Raw genomic sequence first — 15,988 nt, 5'->3', positions numbered from 1 at the left:
GTCTGGGTGAGCGGCGACGCATGCGCGCCTCCATGCCGCGTCATTGTTTCGCAATTGTCATAGGAAAAATGCAAAGCTTTGACAAATCGCCGAACGGCTTGTCGCGCGGGCGCGCGGCGCTATTCTCGGGCAGATGGCTGACGAAGGGTCGAAACGTTACAAATTGAAGGCAATTGTTACCTCGGCGTGCGAGGAACCGACCTAGACTGTTTTGTTATGGAATGTTTCTACGACGGCCTCGAGCCGCACCGAATATGAGACACCCAGCCATGCGCCGTTCGAAACGGTCGTCACCCCGGTCGCCCGACGCGGAGGCCGACCGTGCGCGTCCGCAGACCGACGCGCCAACCGCACCGCCTGCCGGTGCGCCCGGCGAGTCGCCGTCCGACGGCGATCACAACCAGGGCGGCGCCCGCCCGGAAGGGCTCGACTATCAACGCGACCTGGGTCAGGAGCAGGACGCTTGATCCCGTCGTCGTCGCATTCCGCTGTCGCATTTCACTGCATTTCTCAGATCTGAATCGCCGCGCGGCTGCCTTCGGGCCGCTGCATCAGCGTTGGCGCGCGCCGCGCGCCAGTCAATCGAATCGAGGAGGGGAAGCCGGATGAGCAGATTGATCGTGGTATCGAACCGGGTCGCCGCCGGAGAGGACACGCGCCCCAGCGCGGGCGGCCTCGCCGTCGGCGTGATGGACGCGCTGAAGGAAACCGGCGGCGTCTGGTTCGGCTGGAATGGCGAAATCGTCGGTGCGCCCGACGCCGAACCCGCGATCCAGCGGGACGGCAACGTCACGTACGCGACGGTCGGGCTGACCCGGCGCGATTACGACCAGTACTACCGCGGTTTCTCGAACGCGACGCTGTGGCCGGTGTTCCATTACCGCGGCGATCTCGCACGCTTCGACCGGCAGGAATATGCGGGTTATCTGCGCGTGAACGCGATGCTCGCGAAGCAGCTCGCCGCACTGCTGCGGCCCGACGACCTGATCTGGGTGCACGACTACCATCTGCTGCCGTTCGCGCATTACCTGCGCGAACTCGGCGTGAAGAACCCGATCGGCTTCTTCCTGCACATCCCGTTTCCGTCGCCGGACATGCTGCGCCTCGTGCCGCCGCACGAGGAACTCGTGAAGTTCATGTGCGCGTACGACGTCGCGGGCTTCCAGACCGAGACCGACAAGCAGGCATTCACCGACTACATCGAGCGGCGCGGGATCGGTGCGGCGAGCGACGACGGGATGCTGCATGCGCATGGCCGCGTCGTGAAGGTTGCCGCCTATCCGATCGGCGTGCATCCCGATGCGATCGCGCAGGTGGCCGTCCAGTACGGCACGCGCAAGCCGGTGAAGATGCTGCGCGAGGCGCTCGACGGCCGCAAGCTCGTGATGAGCGTCGACCGCCTCGATTATTCGAAGGGGCTCGTCGAGCGCTTCCAGTCGTTCGAGCGGATGCTCGCGAACGCGCCGGGCTGGCAGGGGCGCGTGTCGCTCGTGCAGATCGCGCCGCCGACCCGCTCCGACGTGAAGACCTACCAGGACATTCGCGAAACGCTCGAAGGCGAGGCCGGCCGCATCAACGGCCGCTTTTCTCAACTCGACTGGACGCCGATCCAGTACCTGAACCGCAAATACGAGCGCAACCTGCTGATGGCATTCTTCAGGATGTCGCAGGTGGGCTTCGTGACGCCGTTGCGCGACGGGATGAATCTCGTCGCGAAGGAGTATGTCGCGTCGCAGGATCCGGCTGATCCGGGCGTGCTCGTGCTGTCGGAGTTCGCGGGCGCGGCGGCCGAGCTGACCGGCGCGCTGCTCGTCAATCCGTATGACCTGTCTCAGATGGCCGAGGCGCTCGAACGCGCGCTGTCGATGCCGCTCGCGGAACGGCAGGCGCGTCACGAGGAGAACCTCGCGCGGCTGCGCGAGAACGACCTGTCGGTCTGGCGCGATACGTTCGTCGCCGACTTGCGCAGTGTCGCGGCGGCCGCGTCGGTCACGCGACGTGCGGGCAGGCGGGCTGCGCATGTGTGAGTCCGCGCAGCGGGCCGGTGCCGGGGACGACGCGACCGACGACGCAACCGGCCGTTTCTTCGTCGTGACGGGCGGCCCGGGTTCGGGAAAGAGTACGTTGCTCGATGCGCTCGAGCGTGCCGGCTTCGCGCGCTCGCAGGAGGCCGGGCGAGGCGTGATCCGCGACCAGATGGCCGTCGACGGCCACGCGCTGCCGTGGCGCGACCCGGCCGCGTTCGCCGAACTGATGCTGAGTTGGGAGATGCGCTCGTACCATCTCGCGCGGCATGCACGCGGGCCGGTGTTCTTCGACCGCGGCGTGCCGGACGTGGTCGGCTACCTGCGGCTGACCGGACTGGCGGTGCCCGCGCACGCGGAAGCCGCGGCCCGCCGTTTCCGCTATCACCGGCGCGTGTTCATCGCGCCGCCGTGGCCCGAGATCTATGCGCAGGACACAGAGCGCCGACAGGATTTCGCGGAAGCCGTGCGCACCTACGACGCGATGGTCGAGTGCTACACGTCATACGGCTATCGGCTGATCGAGTTGCCGTGCGTGAACGTGAAGGCGCGCGTGCGCTTTGTAATGGACGCGCTCGACGCCGCATGACGTGCGGCGGAAGGCGGCGTCAGGTTGCGGTGTCCGGCCGCGGCGATGTGATGCGCAGCATGCTCACGACGGCGGCCACCGCCGCGAATGCCGTGGCGACATAAAGCGCGATCGTCGGCCCGCGATCGGGCGCGAGCCCGAAAATCAGCGCGACAAGCGCGGCGCCCAGCGTCTGGCCGGTCAGACGCGCGGTGCTCAGCATGCCGCCGGCGCCGCCGCTGCGTTCGCGCGGCGCGGACGACAACATCGCGCGGTTGTTCGGCGACTGGAACAGCCCGAAGCCCGCGCCGCACAGCGCCATGCGCCACACGATGTCGACGGTACCCGGGTGCGCGCCGATCGTCGCGAGCGACAGCAGCCCGGCCGCGAACAGCGCGAGCCCGATCCCGCCGAGGATGCCGGCCGAATAGCGGTCCGACAGCACGCCCGCGAGCGGCGCGGCAAACACGATCACGAGCGGCCACGGCGTCATGTAGAGGCCCGTCTCGACCTGCGAGAAGCCGAGCGAGTTCTGCAGCCAGAACGGCAGCGCGACGAACGCGAGCATCTGCGACGTGAACGATGCCATCGACGTATAGATCGACAGTGCGAACATCGGAATGCGCATCAGGTCGACCGGCAGCAGCGGCGCCGGTTGCGACAGCTGGCGCTTCACGAAGAAATAACCGACGACGAACGCGATGCCCAGCTCGGCCGCGACGTACGCATGGCCTTCGCCGTGGCCGAGCCCGTCGACCGCCGTGATCAGCAGGCCGAACACGCACGCATTCATCAGCGCGCTCGGGAAATCGTACGGCGCGTCGTGCAACGGGTTGGCCGGCAGCGCGCGCAGGCTGCCGAGTACCGCGGCGATACCGATCGGCACGTTGACCGCGAACAGCCACGGCCACGACGCGAACGACAGGATCGCGGACGCGACCGTCGGCCCGATCGCCGACGACAACGCGACCACCATCGCGTTGATCGACAGCCCGCGCCCGAGCATCGACGACGGATAGATCATCCGCACCAGCGCCGCGTTGACGCTCATGATGCCGGCCGCGCCGAATCCCTGGATCACGCGCATCACGGCCAGCATCGGCAGTGAGCCGGCGAGCGCGCAGCCGAGCGACGCCGCAGTGAACAGCGCGAGCCCGGCGATGTAGATGCGGCGATAGCCGATGCGCTCGCCGAGCGACGCGAGCGGCAGCAGCGTGATCGTGACCGCGAGCTGGTACGCGTTGACGATCCAGATCGATGCGGCGTCGGACGCGTGCAGGTCGCGCGCGATCGTCGGCAGCGCGACGTTCGCGATGGCGCCGTCGAGCACGGCAAGCGTGATGCCCAGGGCGACGCAGACGATCGCCCAGTAGCGTTGCGGAAGCGGCAGGCCGGTATCGGCGTTCATGGCGGGAACGAAAGCGTGGTTGTCCGCGCGCCCGGTTGCCGGTTGCGTGCGCAACCATGCGGAAGGGTGGAGGCGGCGATGAACGGCCCGGCCGGTGCGGCTGCGCCGGGACGGGGCCGGTCGAGTGTATCACCGGGCCGAATTGCGCGACGCCGGCACGCCCGGCTGCCGGCCGGCGCGGACACTCAGCCTTCGAAGTCGAGGCCGCCGAGCCGCACGAGCGAGTCGGCCTGCGTGCGCGATGCGAGATCGATATCGCGTGCGCCCTGCCACGCACCGAGCTTTTTCGGCAGCGCGGCCAGGTAGTGCTCGAAGCGCTGCGGGCCGTCCGGCTCCATCAGCCGCTCGATTTCGTCGGTGTCCCAGGTCAGCTCGAGATTCAGCGGATGCACGAAGCCGCTCACGTGCTCGTGCGGCGCGCTGCGGATCTGCACGCGCGTCGGGTGCCCGTGCCCGCCGTACGGGACGACGTCGGTCAGTACGTGATCGGCGAAGAAGGCGGCGATGGCCTGCGCGATGCGCGGCGCGAATTCGGTATCGAAACGGCGGGCGGTTTCGGGCTGCATGAAGGCGTCTCCTGTGTGCCGAAAATCGTAGCACGGCGACGCCGCGTTTCGGCACGCGTGACACGCGTAATGGCGCGTTACCACTTGCTGCATCTATTACGGCCGCGTGCCGCCACAATGCATCGCATCCAGTACCACTTCGCGTGGGAGTCCATCATGAAAAAGATTGCCGCAGTGTGTGTTCTCGCCGGTTCGCTCGCCGTGGCGGGCCCGGCGTCCGCGCATGGCCACGACGGCGGCGCCGTCATCGGCGCATTGATCGGCGGCGCGGTGCTGGGCGCGATCGTGACGTCCGCGATGAATCCGCCCGTCGCGTATCAGGCGCCCGCATACCAGGCACCGGCCTATCAGCCGCCGACGTACTACCAGGCGCCCGCGTACCAGCAGCCTGCCTATCCGACCTACCAGCAGGCGCAGTACCAGGACGACGGCCCGAACTATTGCTACGACCGCTACCAGCGCGCGTATGTGTGCGGTGCGCCCGTGTCGGGTGGCTACGCGCAACCGGCCGGCTGGTAAGCGGGAGAGCGCGCGACGCATTAGCGGGTTCGGTGCCGGACGCCCGGCACCAATCGGAGTTCGCTTCGCCTGACCGGACAACAAAAGGCCCTCGCTTCGTGCGAGGGCCTTTGTCGTTTGCGCGGCCGTCCGTTCGTTCGTCTGCGTGACGCATCGGCTGTCGGCGGGCCGTGCGTGGATACAAACGGTTGCAATTGCACGTCAGTGGCGATGACCGCCACCACCGTCGCCGCGACCGCCGCCATCGTTCCAGTCGCCGCCGCGTCCGCCGCCGTGCCACCCGTTGCCGCCGCGATTGCCGCGATCGCCGTCCCAGTGGTGGTAGTCGCGCCGGCCGCGATCCCAGTCGCGTCCGCCGCCACCACCCCAGATGTTGACCGTGCCGTACACGGGCGACGGGCCGTACGCGTAGCCCGGGCTGGAATAGTAGGGCTGCCCGTAGCCGTATCCGGCGTCGGGAGCGACGACGCAGCCGGCCAGCAGGGTCGCGACACCGGCGGCGGTGATGAGCTTCAGCATGATGTTCTCCGTTGGTTCCCCTATAAGTACCGCGCAAGGGGATTGCCGGCTGTTCGGAATTGTGTCGCCAAATTACAGCGCCGTAAGGTCCTGGGGCGAAAGTGTTAGCATCCGGGGCTCATTTGTTTTTCTGGGGCACATCGATGAAATTCGCGATCCGGGCCGTGCTGGCCGCCTTCTGCGTGACGACTGCCGCAGCGTATGCGGCCGGGCCGGCGTCCGCGCCCGCCGTGCCGGCCGAGTCGATCAAGATGTTTCCGCAAGCATCGGCCGGCCAGCAGCGCGTCGTGATCGCGCTGCCCGCGCTCGAGAACGAAGGCGATGCGCGTGTCGAGCTGATGATCGGCAAGACGCTGCAGACCGACTGCAATCAGCAGTGGTTCGGTGGCGAGCTGACCGCCGAGGACGTGAAGGGGTGGGGCTATACGTACTACCAGCTCACCGACGTGAAGGGGCCCGCGTCGACGCTGATGGCGTGCCCGGGCCAGGCGCCGCAGCAACGCTTCGTGCAGGTGCGCGGCGACGGCCAGCTGCTGCGCTACAACAGCCGCCTGCCGCTCGTCGTCTATGTGCCCGATGGCTTCGAGGTGCGCTATCGCGTGTGGCACGCGTCGAAGGACGTGCAGCACGCAGCGAAGCAGTAACGTGCCGGCGCGGCCGTGCGTGGCGGCGTCTGGCTGCTACGCGCCGCTTGCGCCGACGAGCGCAGGCCACGCAGCCAGCGCGGCCTGCGCGATGGCTTCCAGATTGCGACGGTTCGCGCCGTCGCGCGCCTGGATCGACATTCCCTGCTGAACCGTCACGTAGTACCGCGCGATCGCGTCGAGGTTCGCGTGTGCGGAGATCTCGCCGGTTGCGACGCCTTGCCGGAGGCGCTCGCGCAGCGCGTCGACCGTGCGCTCGCGCATCGCGATCAGCGTTTGCCGGACGGTATCGGAGCGCTCGGCCGGATGCAGCGCCGACAGCACGATCAGGCAGCCGGCCGGCTTCGAGCGCCGCGTGAACACGCGCGCGGTATCCATCAGGTAGTTCCGCACGGCGTCGTGCGCGCTGCCGGCCTGTTCGACACCATCCCAGATTTCCCGTCCCTCCGTGGCGCGGTAGTGCTCGAGCGCCTGCCGGAACAGCGTTTCCTTGCTGCCGAATGCCGCATACAGGCTCGGTGACGCAATGCCCATCGCAGCCGTCAGGTCTGTCATCGACGCACCCTCGTAGCCGAGGCGCCAGAACACCTCCATCGCGCGATCCAGCGCCGCTTCCTTGTCGAAGCTTCTCGGTCGGCCCCGTTCAGCCATGGTGTCCAATCCTTCGTCGATATCTGTATCGATCGATAAAATAAATCAATTGACTGTGCCGCGCAACTTGCCACATTCTGTGTCGACCGTTACATAAATGAGGAAAGGAACGAACATGAATCGACTTCAGGGCAAGCGTGCACTCATCACGGGCGGCAGCCGCGGCATCGGCGCGGCCATTGCGAAACGGCTGGCGGCCGACGGTGCGGACGTCGCGATCACTTACGAAAAATCGGCCGAGCGGGCGCAGGCCGTGGTTGCCGGTATCAAGGCGCTGGGCCGTCGCGCGGTCGCGATCCAGGCCGACAGCGCCGATCCGGTTGCCGTGCGCGCCGCGGTCGATCGTGCCGCGGAGGCGTTCGGCGGTCTCGACATCCTGGTCAACAATGCGGGGATTTTCCGCGCCGGGACGCTGGAAACGATGACGCTCGACGATATCGACGCGACGCTGGACGTGAACGTGCGCGCGGTGATCGTCGCGTCGCAGGCGGCGGCGCGGCATCTCGGGGAGGGCGGGCGCATCGTGTCGACCGGCAGTTGCCTCGCGACGCGCGTGCCCGATGCGGGGATGAGCCTCTATGCGGCGAGCAAGGCCGCGCTGATTGGCTGGACGCAGGGGCTCGCGCGCGATCTCGGTTCTCGCGGCATCACGGTGAATATCGTGCATCCGGGTTCGACGGATACCGACATGAATCCGGCCGACGGCGACCATGCAAGTGCGCAGCGTTCGCGAATGGCGATCCCGCAGTACGGCAAGGCAGATGACGTGGCGGCGCTCGTGGCGTTCGTCGTCGGGCCGGAAGGGCGGTCGATCAACGGGACCGGATTGACCATCGATGGCGGCGCGAATGCGTGATCGCCGATGCCCGGCAGCGTGATGCGGCCGGGCGGCGTGACGTGCGTTATCGGCAGCCGAGCTGTTGATGCGCGGCTTCGAGGTCGGCCCGCTTGTCGTAAGCGCGCAGTTCGTTGCGCGGTTTGCCGTCCGGGCCGAACCCGCGCACGACTTTCTGGCCGCGGTCGGGGGTATGCGTCACCGCATCGATGCCGGCGGCCAGTTCCCTGCAGCGTGCATCAGAGGATGCGTTTTCCGGGCGCGGTGCGGCTGCGCCCGTGACGTTGGCGATGCCGGGGCTGACGTAGCGCTGCTTGGCGGGCGCGGTGCCGGTATCTGTATCAGCGGCGTTCGCCGTGCCCGTCAGGGCCGAAAGCGCGGCCAGTGCCGCGATCGCTCGAATCATTGTCGGAATCCGTATGCTGACGAAGGTTCGGAATTCTACGCAATGTGCGGCGCTGGTTCGGGGTGATCGGGCGAGGTGCGATTGTGTGTCGCATGTCGTAGCTGGTGTCACGCGCTTTTCGTCGGCGACGGTGCACGCGCGCAGGGCCCCAGACAGCAAAAAGCCCGCTTGCTTTCGCAGAGCGGGCTTCGGTATTGGTTGCGGGGGTAGGATTTGAACCTACGACCTTCGGGTTATGAGCCCGACGAGCTGCCAGACTGCTCCACCCCGCGGCGCGAAGTGTATCTTGCATCGCTGCGCAGAGTCAATCAATCCGTGATTTGTTTTGAACGAAGCGTGGGGTTCGCGGGGTTCGGCGGCTTGATTGTGGATGTGTGCGTTGAATGCTTGCGGTTCGCGATCTGCTTCGACGTCACGCGCTTGTGGTTGCCGTCGGTGCGGTAGCTGATCGTGGGGAGGTGGGTGAAACGATGGAGAATATCTGGTCCCCGACAGAATTCATATCTGACGGCTGCAAGAGCATTTCCGACGTGGGCTCCCCGTAGATACCAACAGAAATACCAACAGGTGTCTAGGTATAGGCTCAATCGATGGGACGCAACCTAAGCGCATCCATGCCGCGTGACCAGAAGCAAAAATTTCTGGAGATTTGGAGACAAGTATCCGTTTCGGCTTGTCAGCCTTGTCCAGCAAGGCAGTGCCTATCTCCAAGTATGTCTCCAAAACGCACATTTGGTTGGAGATAATCTTGGAGATAAGCGGGCATGGTAACAGCGGTCACTCAACCGTTTTGCGATCTACCCGTGCGTCTGGGACGCTGCGCGCAAAGAGACTCCCGTGCCGCCGCCCTCCCGGGCACGATATAAATGTTGGACGAATGTGCTTGCTGGGAATATGAGGCTCCAATGCCCCCTGTCTCCGTTCGAGGAGAGGCCTAGTTCCGTGTCGATGGACTTGAGAATACGCTGTCGATCGCGGGAGCGCGTCCGCGTGCATGTGCGATCTGATGCCGGCGTTTTGGAGACTTGTTGAGCGGACGGACGCTCGATAATCTGTGCCTCCTCGGCTGCTCCCCCACGATTGGCTGGTCGCTTGAGCAAAAAATCGTGCAAGCTGCGACACCAAAACTTGCGAGGTTAAGATGTTTGACGAAATCCCGCCCAACTTTATTCAATACGCGGCAGACATTTTGGGTGATACAAGTGCTGGTCTAAGTGGTCCCGATATTATTCGGGTAACGGGCGCTTATGCAATTGAATACGATGTGAATTTGCCTCATCCGACGTACCCATTTCAAGCGGGAAACAAGCGAACGGCACTGTATGAGAATCTGATGGAATTTTCGCCATCACAGCAATATCGAATTATAAAGGAGCTATGTGATCATCGCTCGTTCTCCTTGAAGCCGAATCCCGCGCGTAAGGAACTGAAACTTCGTCTGATTTCTCGATATTCAAACCTTGATCCTAGGGATGTGCCATCTGAAATCAATGAAACGTTGATCGAGGAAACCAAGCATTGGCTTCATGGCTACCCGGAGGCACTCTCGCTTTATACGCAGGCGCTAGAGAAATATGATCACGGAGTTTTTCAGAGGAATTTGTTGGATGATTTGCGTCTTTCTCTTGAAAGACTTCTGCGTTCGATATTTGATAATAATAAATCTTTAGAAAATCAGGTGTCGTTGGTTGGGGAGTATATAAAGTCGAGCGGCGGTTCGCCGGAGCTTTCGAACATGTTTGTAAAGCTCTTGGATTATTACGCGAAATATCACAACAGCTATGTGAAGCATGATGATGCGGTGATCGAGGAGGAGGTTGAGTTTATTTTTGAAATCACGTCATCATTTATGAAGCATTTGGTTAGGTTGGGTTGTAAGGGAAGTTGATTTTCGAATGTGGTGTAGGCGTCAGGAAGTGCTGGGTTGGGGCGTTCCGTTGGGGTTGTGGAGTTGTATTTGCTCCAATTATGTATTGGAGTCCGTTGGTTTTCTTGGCATCGGTTTCGGGGGTTTTATGAGGATAGATGAGAAAAAATATAAAAGTGACTTTGGTATCGATCCGCCGGATGAGGATAAGTTGAAGGCTGCATTGGATAAAGCTCTTGATATTAGAAAATTCGAGATTGATCTTTACTGGAAACGTGCGGCATATTTTTGGACGCTTATCGCTGCTGCGTTTGCTGCCTATTTTATTATCTTGAATTCGCAAAACTTGGATAATAAAAAATTCTTTGCATTCGTTGTGGCGTGTGTTGGTTTTATATTCACGTTCGCGTGGTTTCAGGTAAATCGAGGTAGTAAGCAGTGGCAGGAAAATTGGGAGAATCACGTAGATGCTCTTGAGGATAATGTTACTGGACCTCTTTATAAGACCATTTTAAGTCGTCCGCGCGAAGATGGCTTCTTTGAGAGGCATGTGACTGGGCCGAGTAATATATCGGTGTCAAAGACAAATCAAATTGTTAACCTTTTTACGCTGTGTATCTGGTTGGCTTTGGCTTATTTTTCTTTGGATGTTATTGGTCTTGAGTATCCTGTTAGCATCAGGCATGTGGCTATTGCAAGTCTCACCTTATTTTTTTGTGTTCTCATTATTTGGAAGGGAAAGACGCATCTTGGGGATCACGCTCATGAAGCTAATCAACGGAGAACGCGAATCGTATAGCTGCGCTATTTGGTCTGGAGGGGGCTCGGTATCTAGGTGTCAATTGTGTGTTGCGTGATGCCGGGTAATGTAGTGATTGGTTATGCTGCTTTGTGGGGCGTATATTGTTGCGAATTTGTACCAGATTGACGATTACAGTCGTCGCTCACGGATAGGGGCGGTCTGGTACGGAGCGCAAAGTAGGCAATGCGGCTCATGAATCGCACCTTTGAGTGGCGGTATTACGTTGCGTTGCGTATCCGCATAATCGTTTGGCGGCTGGTGCCGTACTGCTTTGCAAGGCCGGCCACGCTTGCCCCTTCGCTCAATAGCTGTCGGACCTCGTTCTGTTGTTGCTCGGAGAGGGCGGTCGGTCGGCCCATGGCTTTTCCTTCCGCCTTCGCTCTTGCAATACCTGCATGTGTCCGTTCGATCAACAGGTCACGTTCGAACTCGGCAACGGCGTTCAAAACCTGCATCGTCATCCGGCCGGCAGCACTAGTCAGGTCAACGCCGCCGAGTGCGAGGCAATGAATGCGAATGCCGCGACTGTCTAGTGCCTCCACCGTCGCTCGCACGTCCATGGCATTTCGTCCAAGCCGGTCGAGCTTTGTCACAATCAAAACGTCGCCTTCCTCCATTCTGCGGAGTAAGTCGGCAAAGCCCGGTCGTTGGTTCGCACTGACGCTACCAGAAATACTTTCCGTGACAATCCGGCGCTTTTCGACAGAGAAGCCGGCCGCCTCGATTTCGCGGAGTTGATTCGCCGCCGTCTGATCGGTCGTGCTGACGCGGGCGTAAGCGAAGGTTCGTGCCATGTAGCGTGCTCAATGTGTTCGAAATGGGTGTCCGAATTTTAGACTATGTACGAAATTCGTGTTGCCTTACTTTCGTACATAATCGGGGTGGTATGTCCGAAAGGGTTCGGTTTCGGACATGGCAAGTGTCGAATGTCCCGGAGGTGCGATCTATCAACGGGGAAGCACCGCCTTTCACTACTTCCGCTTTTGTTCGGATGCACCATCGCCGGGCACCAGCCGGATGTTTGACTTAGGTTTCGGATTAAGCTGAGCGCTATGCAAAAAATCACTCGGGGACGATCATGAACAACAATGCCGCATCCGCTGATCCATCAGATCCTTCGTTGGGTGTGCCACTCGGAAGCGACCTCGCCGAAGTTCACCCACACAGAGACGCATTCGGTTACGCGCCATTTGCGAAGGTGATAGCGCGTGCGGTCCGTACGACGCCAAGTCCTTCGGGGCTTGTTATCGCGATCGACGGACCTTGGGGAGCCGGAAAAACGACCTTGCTGAACTTCGTCAAGCACTATCTGGTTGAAGACGACGCGGCAGCCGGGACAGACGAGAAACTGATCCAAATTGACTTCAATCCGTGGTGGTTCGCTGACGGTGAGCAGTTGGCCCGGCAGTTTCTACAGCAGTTTGCTGCGCAGCTACCGGTTGGCATGGATGCGCGCCTCAATGTGCTCAAATCGTCCATTGCGGCTTATGCCGATGCGATAGGCGAGGCGGCGAGTTGGGGTGTCGCGCTAAAGACGGGGGCCAAACTACCGATCGTTCGAGAAGTCGTGGCTGGCATGCTGCGTAAAATCGCGCCCCGTGAGAAGGATGTCGCTGCGCTGAAGCAATCCATTTCGAAGTCGTTGCATGCTTCTGGAAAGCGATTCGCGGTAATCGTCGACGATATCGATCGACTCAGGCCGCATGAAATAAATGAAGTGTTTCGGGTCATCAAGGCAATCGCCGATTTCCCTAACGTTGTCTATCTTCTGGCGTATGACGGTTCCGTGATTTCCCAGTCACTTGAGAGTTCGATGGGGATTCGTGATGGGCGAGCGTACATGGAAAAGATCGTGCAGGCACAGTTTTCGTTGCCTACGGTGGCGCGATCAAAGTTGATGAGAAAGTTGACCAGCGATCTCGATGCACTGCTTGCACAGATAGGTGTCGGTGAGTTCGACAATGATCGTTGGCTCAATGTATTCCATGAGGGACTGGACCGGCTCGTCAGGCGGCCGCGCGATATCGTCCGCATTATCAACGCACTCTCTGTCACGGTGCGCCCATTGTTGGGCGAAGTGAACGTTGTCGATTTCATCGCCTTGGAGTTTTTGCGAGTATTTGCCCCCGCAGTGCATAGCGCAATTAAGAACAACGAGCAACTGTTCGTCGGGACCTCGGGGCGCGATGCGGGGCGCGATGCTCGCGCAGTGGAGCGCGAGTTTCATGATGAATGGCTAAATGCGATACCCCGCGAGCAACAAGATGCCGTTCGCAACGTGGTGCAGCGACTCTTCCCCCGTCTGCAGTCTATCTGGAGCAATGTCCAGTTCGAAGCGACCGAGCTGCGCCGATGGAGTGCGGACGCTCGTGTTGCCGTTCCAGATCACTATCCGAAGTATTTCGAGTTCAACGTGCCAGAGAACACGCTCAGTCGCGCTGAGATCCGAGCGTTCATCGCAACCGGTGTAGATGTCGATGCGCTTGAGGGACGTTGGCGAACGGCAATGGTAGAGCGACGCGACGACGGAGTGACGAAAGCGGATGATTTGATCGAAGCTCTGTTAGAGCGGGAGAATTTGGACGTCACCTTCGCGCGAAATTGCCTCGAAGCGGTATTTCGCGTGGGCGATGCCTTCCTGGCGGATTTGGCCAATCGACCACAAGGATTCTTTGGTGTGCCGCCATATATCCGGCTGTATTGGCTGACGAATCACCTCGCGACATGCTTGCCAGAAGTGTCACGCGAGAGCGACTTTATGGAGGTTTTGCGTCGGTCTTCGTCGGTGACGTGGCTCTGCCATCTAGCGACGAGTATTGATGCCATGAATCGACCAGAGGCAGAGCATCGGGAGTCAGTGTTTCAGGGGTTTGCCGCGCCTAATGTGGAAGAAATTGTGCAGATTGCACTCGGCCGAGTTCGCGATGCGGCCTACAACAGAAGCCTTCTGTCTGAACCTGACCTCCTATTTTTTCTGCATCGATGGAACGAATGGGGTGATGCTGACGAGGTGCGTACGTGGGTTCGCGAAGTTGCAGCAGACGATACGGAGTGCCTGCTTCTGCTGAAGAGTGCCATTCGCGTTTCGACGGTGCATAACTTGTCTGATGCGTTTTCCCGACGTGTCGAATCAATTAATCCCGATGACCTCACGGCCTTCATCGACGTGCTGTCGCCAGAGTTTGCCTCTCGAATGGCGAGTCTCCGCGCGCGAGCTGATCTGAGCGAGGACGAACGGAAGGCAATAACCCTTTTTGATGAAGGCGTGGCTCGAAGGTCGGTCGATACTTGAACTTAGGGCAATCCGTTCGGTATGTGGCGTTGGTTTGGCCATGTTGCAATCAATGGCAGCTTTGGGGCAAAGAGCATGTTTCTCACAATGTCGTCGTGAGAAAATAGCGGAAGTCGAGCCTAGGGCGGCCACCCGAAAACCGGACACCTTCACCGGCTGGCTCGACGTCCTTCGTGAAGGCCGCACAGAAGGGTGCGCTATTGCTACGTACAAAGACACCTAATCCAGTTCTCACGCACAAACCACGCGCCGGTTTTCGTTCGCGGCGTGCAAGGCAATGTGTCAGAAGAAGTATTCTTTCTTTCGCCGCCGCAGACGCAAAACACCGAGCGTCTCAGCCATTTGCTGCGGAGGATGGTGAAAGTCCATTTGGGCGGATGCAAGACATCATTCCACGTGACGTGCCTGTTGGTGAGGCGATGGCCTTGCTGGCCGGCCTACTGGTCAAATGTATCGACGAGGATGATTTGCGCACCGCGCAAGAGCTGATGAAGCACGAGTTGTTCAACAGCCGCACATTAGAAGGCGTCGTGCTCTACGCGCGGCGTAAAACTGAATCTGCGCTACTAGAACGAATCAATGCGTTGCATGAGCAGATTGCCGAGCGTGCTGAAGAGCGCGACATGTCGCTCGCGCATCTGGCAATGCTCCAGGCTGAACAACGAGAGCGGCAAGATCAAGCGAAGCGAGAAAGGCAAAAGGCTATCAAGCCGGCTCAGGCAGCGCGACTTGCCGGTGCGAAAAATTCGAAGATTATCGAAGAATTTAATCGACGTCGGCGCAATGGCGAAGACTTTCAGGGCCGCAACGTTTGCTCAGAAATTGCGACTCGCTTCGGCGTCACAGCGGATCACGTGCGCAAATTGAAGCGGGCTTGGCTTGCAGGGTGAATCGGCAAAACGCGATTGAGGTAACGACAGTCTTGTTTTGCGCGGTGCCAAACGCGACTGTCGATACGTCGGTCGCGTTTCGTGCTTCACGCTCCCGGTTGTGTCGATGGTGACACAGCCATACTCAGGGAGCACAAATGTCTGCAAGCAACACATTCGCATCACAGGCCCCGGTCGGACTGCCGCTTGACGGCTTTTCACGTTGGAGTGATCTGCGGCCCTTCATCCCGTTGTCCCGCGAGACGATCCGACAGCGCGAGCTGGAAGGGCGCTTCCCGCGTGCAAGTCGTTTGACGCAGCGCTGCACCGTCTGGTCGAATCGAGAGATTCACCGCTGGATGGCCAACCCGTTGACTTATCGCACTGCCGACATGGCTTGCGAAGTGACGGAGGGCGCGTGATGACGAATAGCGTGAATGTGACGAGCGCGCGCGTGGCAGCGCGAGAAGCCAAACGAGACGCCGATGCGGCATTCTACGAGAGCGAATTGGAGCGTCAGCGCGAGCGGTTCGCCGACGCGCTCGGGCGTAGTGTTGACGAAGCCCGGCGCGAGGCAGCTTGCTGGATCGCGGCGGCGGCGACTGTGTTCGAACGTGATGCCGAACGCATGCCGTCGCGTGCCAAGCGTGCCGTCGAACTTCTCAAGCACGCCGTTTTCATGCTCGATCCGAAGGCCCCGGCATGACGTTGTTCCAAAGTCACTTTGCCGTGATGGAAGGCGCGGGACGTCGGCTGCGTGACGTCGCTGTCACTGGTCCGTCCCTTCAACGATTTGCGCATCGCGGCGGTGCGCAGTATGCTGTGTGCGTCGCTGAAACAGCAGCGGCCCGGTTTGGCGACTGGAGTTTGCAAAAGGCGGACAACCGCCGCTGCGCGGTTTTTTTACGTCCGCACGCTAAGCGCCTTCAATGGTCGGGCCTTGGCGGGGGTGCCTTCGGGCACGCCGGTTTCCTTTTGCGCCGGTTCGCCAACCCTGTCATGTGCCCGGCCACCCCAT

The 15,988-nt window shown here is 60.9% G+C and carries 18 protein-coding genes and 1 tRNA gene; 12 read left to right on the top strand and 7 right to left on the bottom strand.

Annotation, left to right across the window (positions count from 1 at the left end):
* Positions 1 to 269 precede the first annotated feature (269 nt).
* From ACN22W_RS13365 to ACN22W_RS13355, 3 genes are all read left to right on the top strand, one after another.
* Positions 270 to 467 carry a hypothetical protein gene (locus ACN22W_RS13365; protein WP_129512696.1) on the top strand — a complete coding sequence of 66 codons (198 nt, stop codon included), beginning with the start codon at positions 270 to 272 and terminating at the stop codon, positions 465 to 467.
* Positions 468 to 605: 138 nt separating this feature from the next.
* The gene (gene otsA / locus ACN22W_RS13360; protein WP_343493644.1) at positions 606 to 2,027 is read left to right on the top strand and encodes an alpha,alpha-trehalose-phosphate synthase (UDP-forming); all 1,422 of its coding nucleotides are present in this window, start codon (positions 606 to 608) and stop codon (positions 2,025 to 2,027) included.
* Positions 2,020 to 2,613, top strand: coding sequence for an AAA family ATPase (locus ACN22W_RS13355; protein WP_419684816.1), 594 nt, complete (start codon positions 2,020 to 2,022; stop codon positions 2,611 to 2,613). Before otsA ends, ACN22W_RS13355 begins: the two co-directional genes overlap by 8 nt.
* A 19-nt stretch (positions 2,614 to 2,632) precedes the next feature.
* Here ACN22W_RS13355 and ACN22W_RS13350 read toward each other — a convergent pair whose 3' ends face one another.
* The gene (locus ACN22W_RS13350; protein WP_129512693.1) at positions 2,633 to 4,000 is read right to left on the bottom strand and encodes an MFS transporter; all 1,368 of its coding nucleotides are present in this window, start codon (positions 3,998 to 4,000) and stop codon (positions 2,633 to 2,635) included.
* A gap of 185 nt (positions 4,001 to 4,185) precedes the next feature.
* Positions 4,186 to 4,566, bottom strand: coding sequence for a DUF5594 family protein (locus tag ACN22W_RS13345; protein WP_419684813.1), 381 nt, complete (start codon positions 4,564 to 4,566; stop codon positions 4,186 to 4,188).
* 117 nt (positions 4,567 to 4,683) lie between these two features.
* On the opposite strand from ACN22W_RS13345, the gene ACN22W_RS13340 reads away from it, so the two are divergent.
* Positions 4,684 to 5,085 (top strand): hypothetical protein, encoded by a 402-nt coding sequence (locus ACN22W_RS13340; protein WP_129512691.1) that lies wholly within the window; start codon positions 4,684 to 4,686, stop codon positions 5,083 to 5,085.
* Between the two features lie 201 nt (positions 5,086 to 5,286).
* On the opposite strand, the gene ACN22W_RS13335 is transcribed toward ACN22W_RS13340, so the two are convergent.
* On the bottom strand, positions 5,287 to 5,604 hold the full coding sequence (locus ACN22W_RS13335; RefSeq protein WP_419684811.1) for a hypothetical protein: 318 nt from the start codon (positions 5,602 to 5,604) through the stop codon (positions 5,287 to 5,289).
* A gap of 143 nt (positions 5,605 to 5,747) precedes the next feature.
* Here ACN22W_RS13335 and eco point away from each other — a divergent pair, with 143 nt between their 5' ends.
* Entirely contained in the window at positions 5,748 to 6,248 is a 501-nt protein-coding gene (gene eco, locus ACN22W_RS13330; RefSeq protein WP_419684809.1) for a serine protease inhibitor ecotin, read from the top strand.
* A gap of 36 nt (positions 6,249 to 6,284) precedes the next feature.
* Here the strand turns inward: eco and ACN22W_RS13325 are convergent, their stop codons facing one another.
* Positions 6,285 to 6,899, bottom strand: a complete 615-nt coding sequence (locus ACN22W_RS13325; RefSeq protein WP_419684807.1) for a TetR/AcrR family transcriptional regulator — start codon at positions 6,897 to 6,899, stop codon at positions 6,285 to 6,287.
* Between the two features lie 115 nt (positions 6,900 to 7,014).
* Between ACN22W_RS13325 and ACN22W_RS13320 the strand changes: the two genes are divergently transcribed.
* Positions 7,015 to 7,755 (top strand): SDR family NAD(P)-dependent oxidoreductase, encoded by a 741-nt coding sequence (locus ACN22W_RS13320; RefSeq protein WP_419684805.1) that lies wholly within the window; start codon positions 7,015 to 7,017, stop codon positions 7,753 to 7,755.
* 46 nt (positions 7,756 to 7,801) lie between these two features.
* Here ACN22W_RS13320 and ACN22W_RS13315 read toward each other — a convergent pair whose 3' ends face one another.
* Entirely contained in the window at positions 7,802 to 8,140 is a 339-nt protein-coding gene (locus ACN22W_RS13315; protein ID WP_419684803.1) for a hypothetical protein, read from the bottom strand.
* A gap of 195 nt (positions 8,141 to 8,335) precedes the next feature.
* Positions 8,336 to 8,412 (bottom strand) — tRNA-Met (locus ACN22W_RS13310).
* An 869-nt stretch (positions 8,413 to 9,281) separates the two neighbouring features.
* On the opposite strand from ACN22W_RS13310, the gene ACN22W_RS13305 reads away from it, so the two are divergent.
* Complete coding sequence (locus ACN22W_RS13305; protein WP_419684801.1) at positions 9,282 to 10,028, top strand: hypothetical protein; 747 nt, start codon at positions 9,282 to 9,284, stop codon at positions 10,026 to 10,028.
* Between the two features lie 28 nt (positions 10,029 to 10,056).
* A complete protein-coding gene (locus ACN22W_RS13300; RefSeq protein ID WP_419684799.1) occupies positions 10,057 to 10,806 on the top strand; it encodes a hypothetical protein in 750 nt (249 codons plus the stop codon).
* A gap of 221 nt (positions 10,807 to 11,027) precedes the next feature.
* Here the strand turns inward: ACN22W_RS13300 and ACN22W_RS13295 are convergent, their stop codons facing one another.
* Positions 11,028 to 11,603, bottom strand: coding sequence for a recombinase family protein (locus ACN22W_RS13295; RefSeq protein ID WP_419684797.1), 576 nt, complete (start codon positions 11,601 to 11,603; stop codon positions 11,028 to 11,030).
* A gap of 284 nt (positions 11,604 to 11,887) precedes the next feature.
* Between ACN22W_RS13295 and ACN22W_RS13290 the strand changes: the two genes are divergently transcribed.
* The 4 genes from ACN22W_RS13290 to ACN22W_RS13275 all read left to right on the top strand — a co-directional run bounded on the left by ACN22W_RS13290 (position 11,888) and on the right by ACN22W_RS13275 (position 15,676).
* Positions 11,888 to 14,101 carry a KAP family P-loop NTPase fold protein gene (locus ACN22W_RS13290; protein WP_419684795.1) on the top strand — a complete coding sequence of 738 codons (2,214 nt, stop codon included), beginning with the start codon at positions 11,888 to 11,890 and terminating at the stop codon, positions 14,099 to 14,101.
* 377 nt (positions 14,102 to 14,478) lie between these two features.
* A complete protein-coding gene (locus ACN22W_RS13285) occupies positions 14,479 to 14,991 on the top strand; it encodes a DNA-binding protein (RefSeq protein ID WP_419684792.1) in 513 nt (170 codons plus the stop codon).
* Positions 14,992 to 15,128: 137 nt separating this feature from the next.
* Complete coding sequence (locus ACN22W_RS13280) at positions 15,129 to 15,392, top strand: helix-turn-helix transcriptional regulator (protein WP_419684790.1); 264 nt, start codon at positions 15,129 to 15,131, stop codon at positions 15,390 to 15,392.
* Positions 15,392 to 15,676 (top strand): hypothetical protein, encoded by a 285-nt coding sequence (locus ACN22W_RS13275; protein ID WP_419684788.1) that lies wholly within the window; start codon positions 15,392 to 15,394, stop codon positions 15,674 to 15,676. The genes ACN22W_RS13280 and ACN22W_RS13275 overlap by 1 nt, the downstream gene beginning before the upstream one ends.
* Positions 15,677 to 15,988 lie beyond the last annotated feature (312 nt).

Source organism: Burkholderia theae (assembly GCF_048565265.1).
In the GTDB taxonomy this organism is placed as follows: domain Bacteria; phylum Pseudomonadota; class Gammaproteobacteria; order Burkholderiales; family Burkholderiaceae; genus Burkholderia; species Burkholderia theae.
The sequence above is the reverse complement of the archived record's forward strand: the minus strand, read 5'-3'. Positions and strand labels throughout refer to the sequence as shown.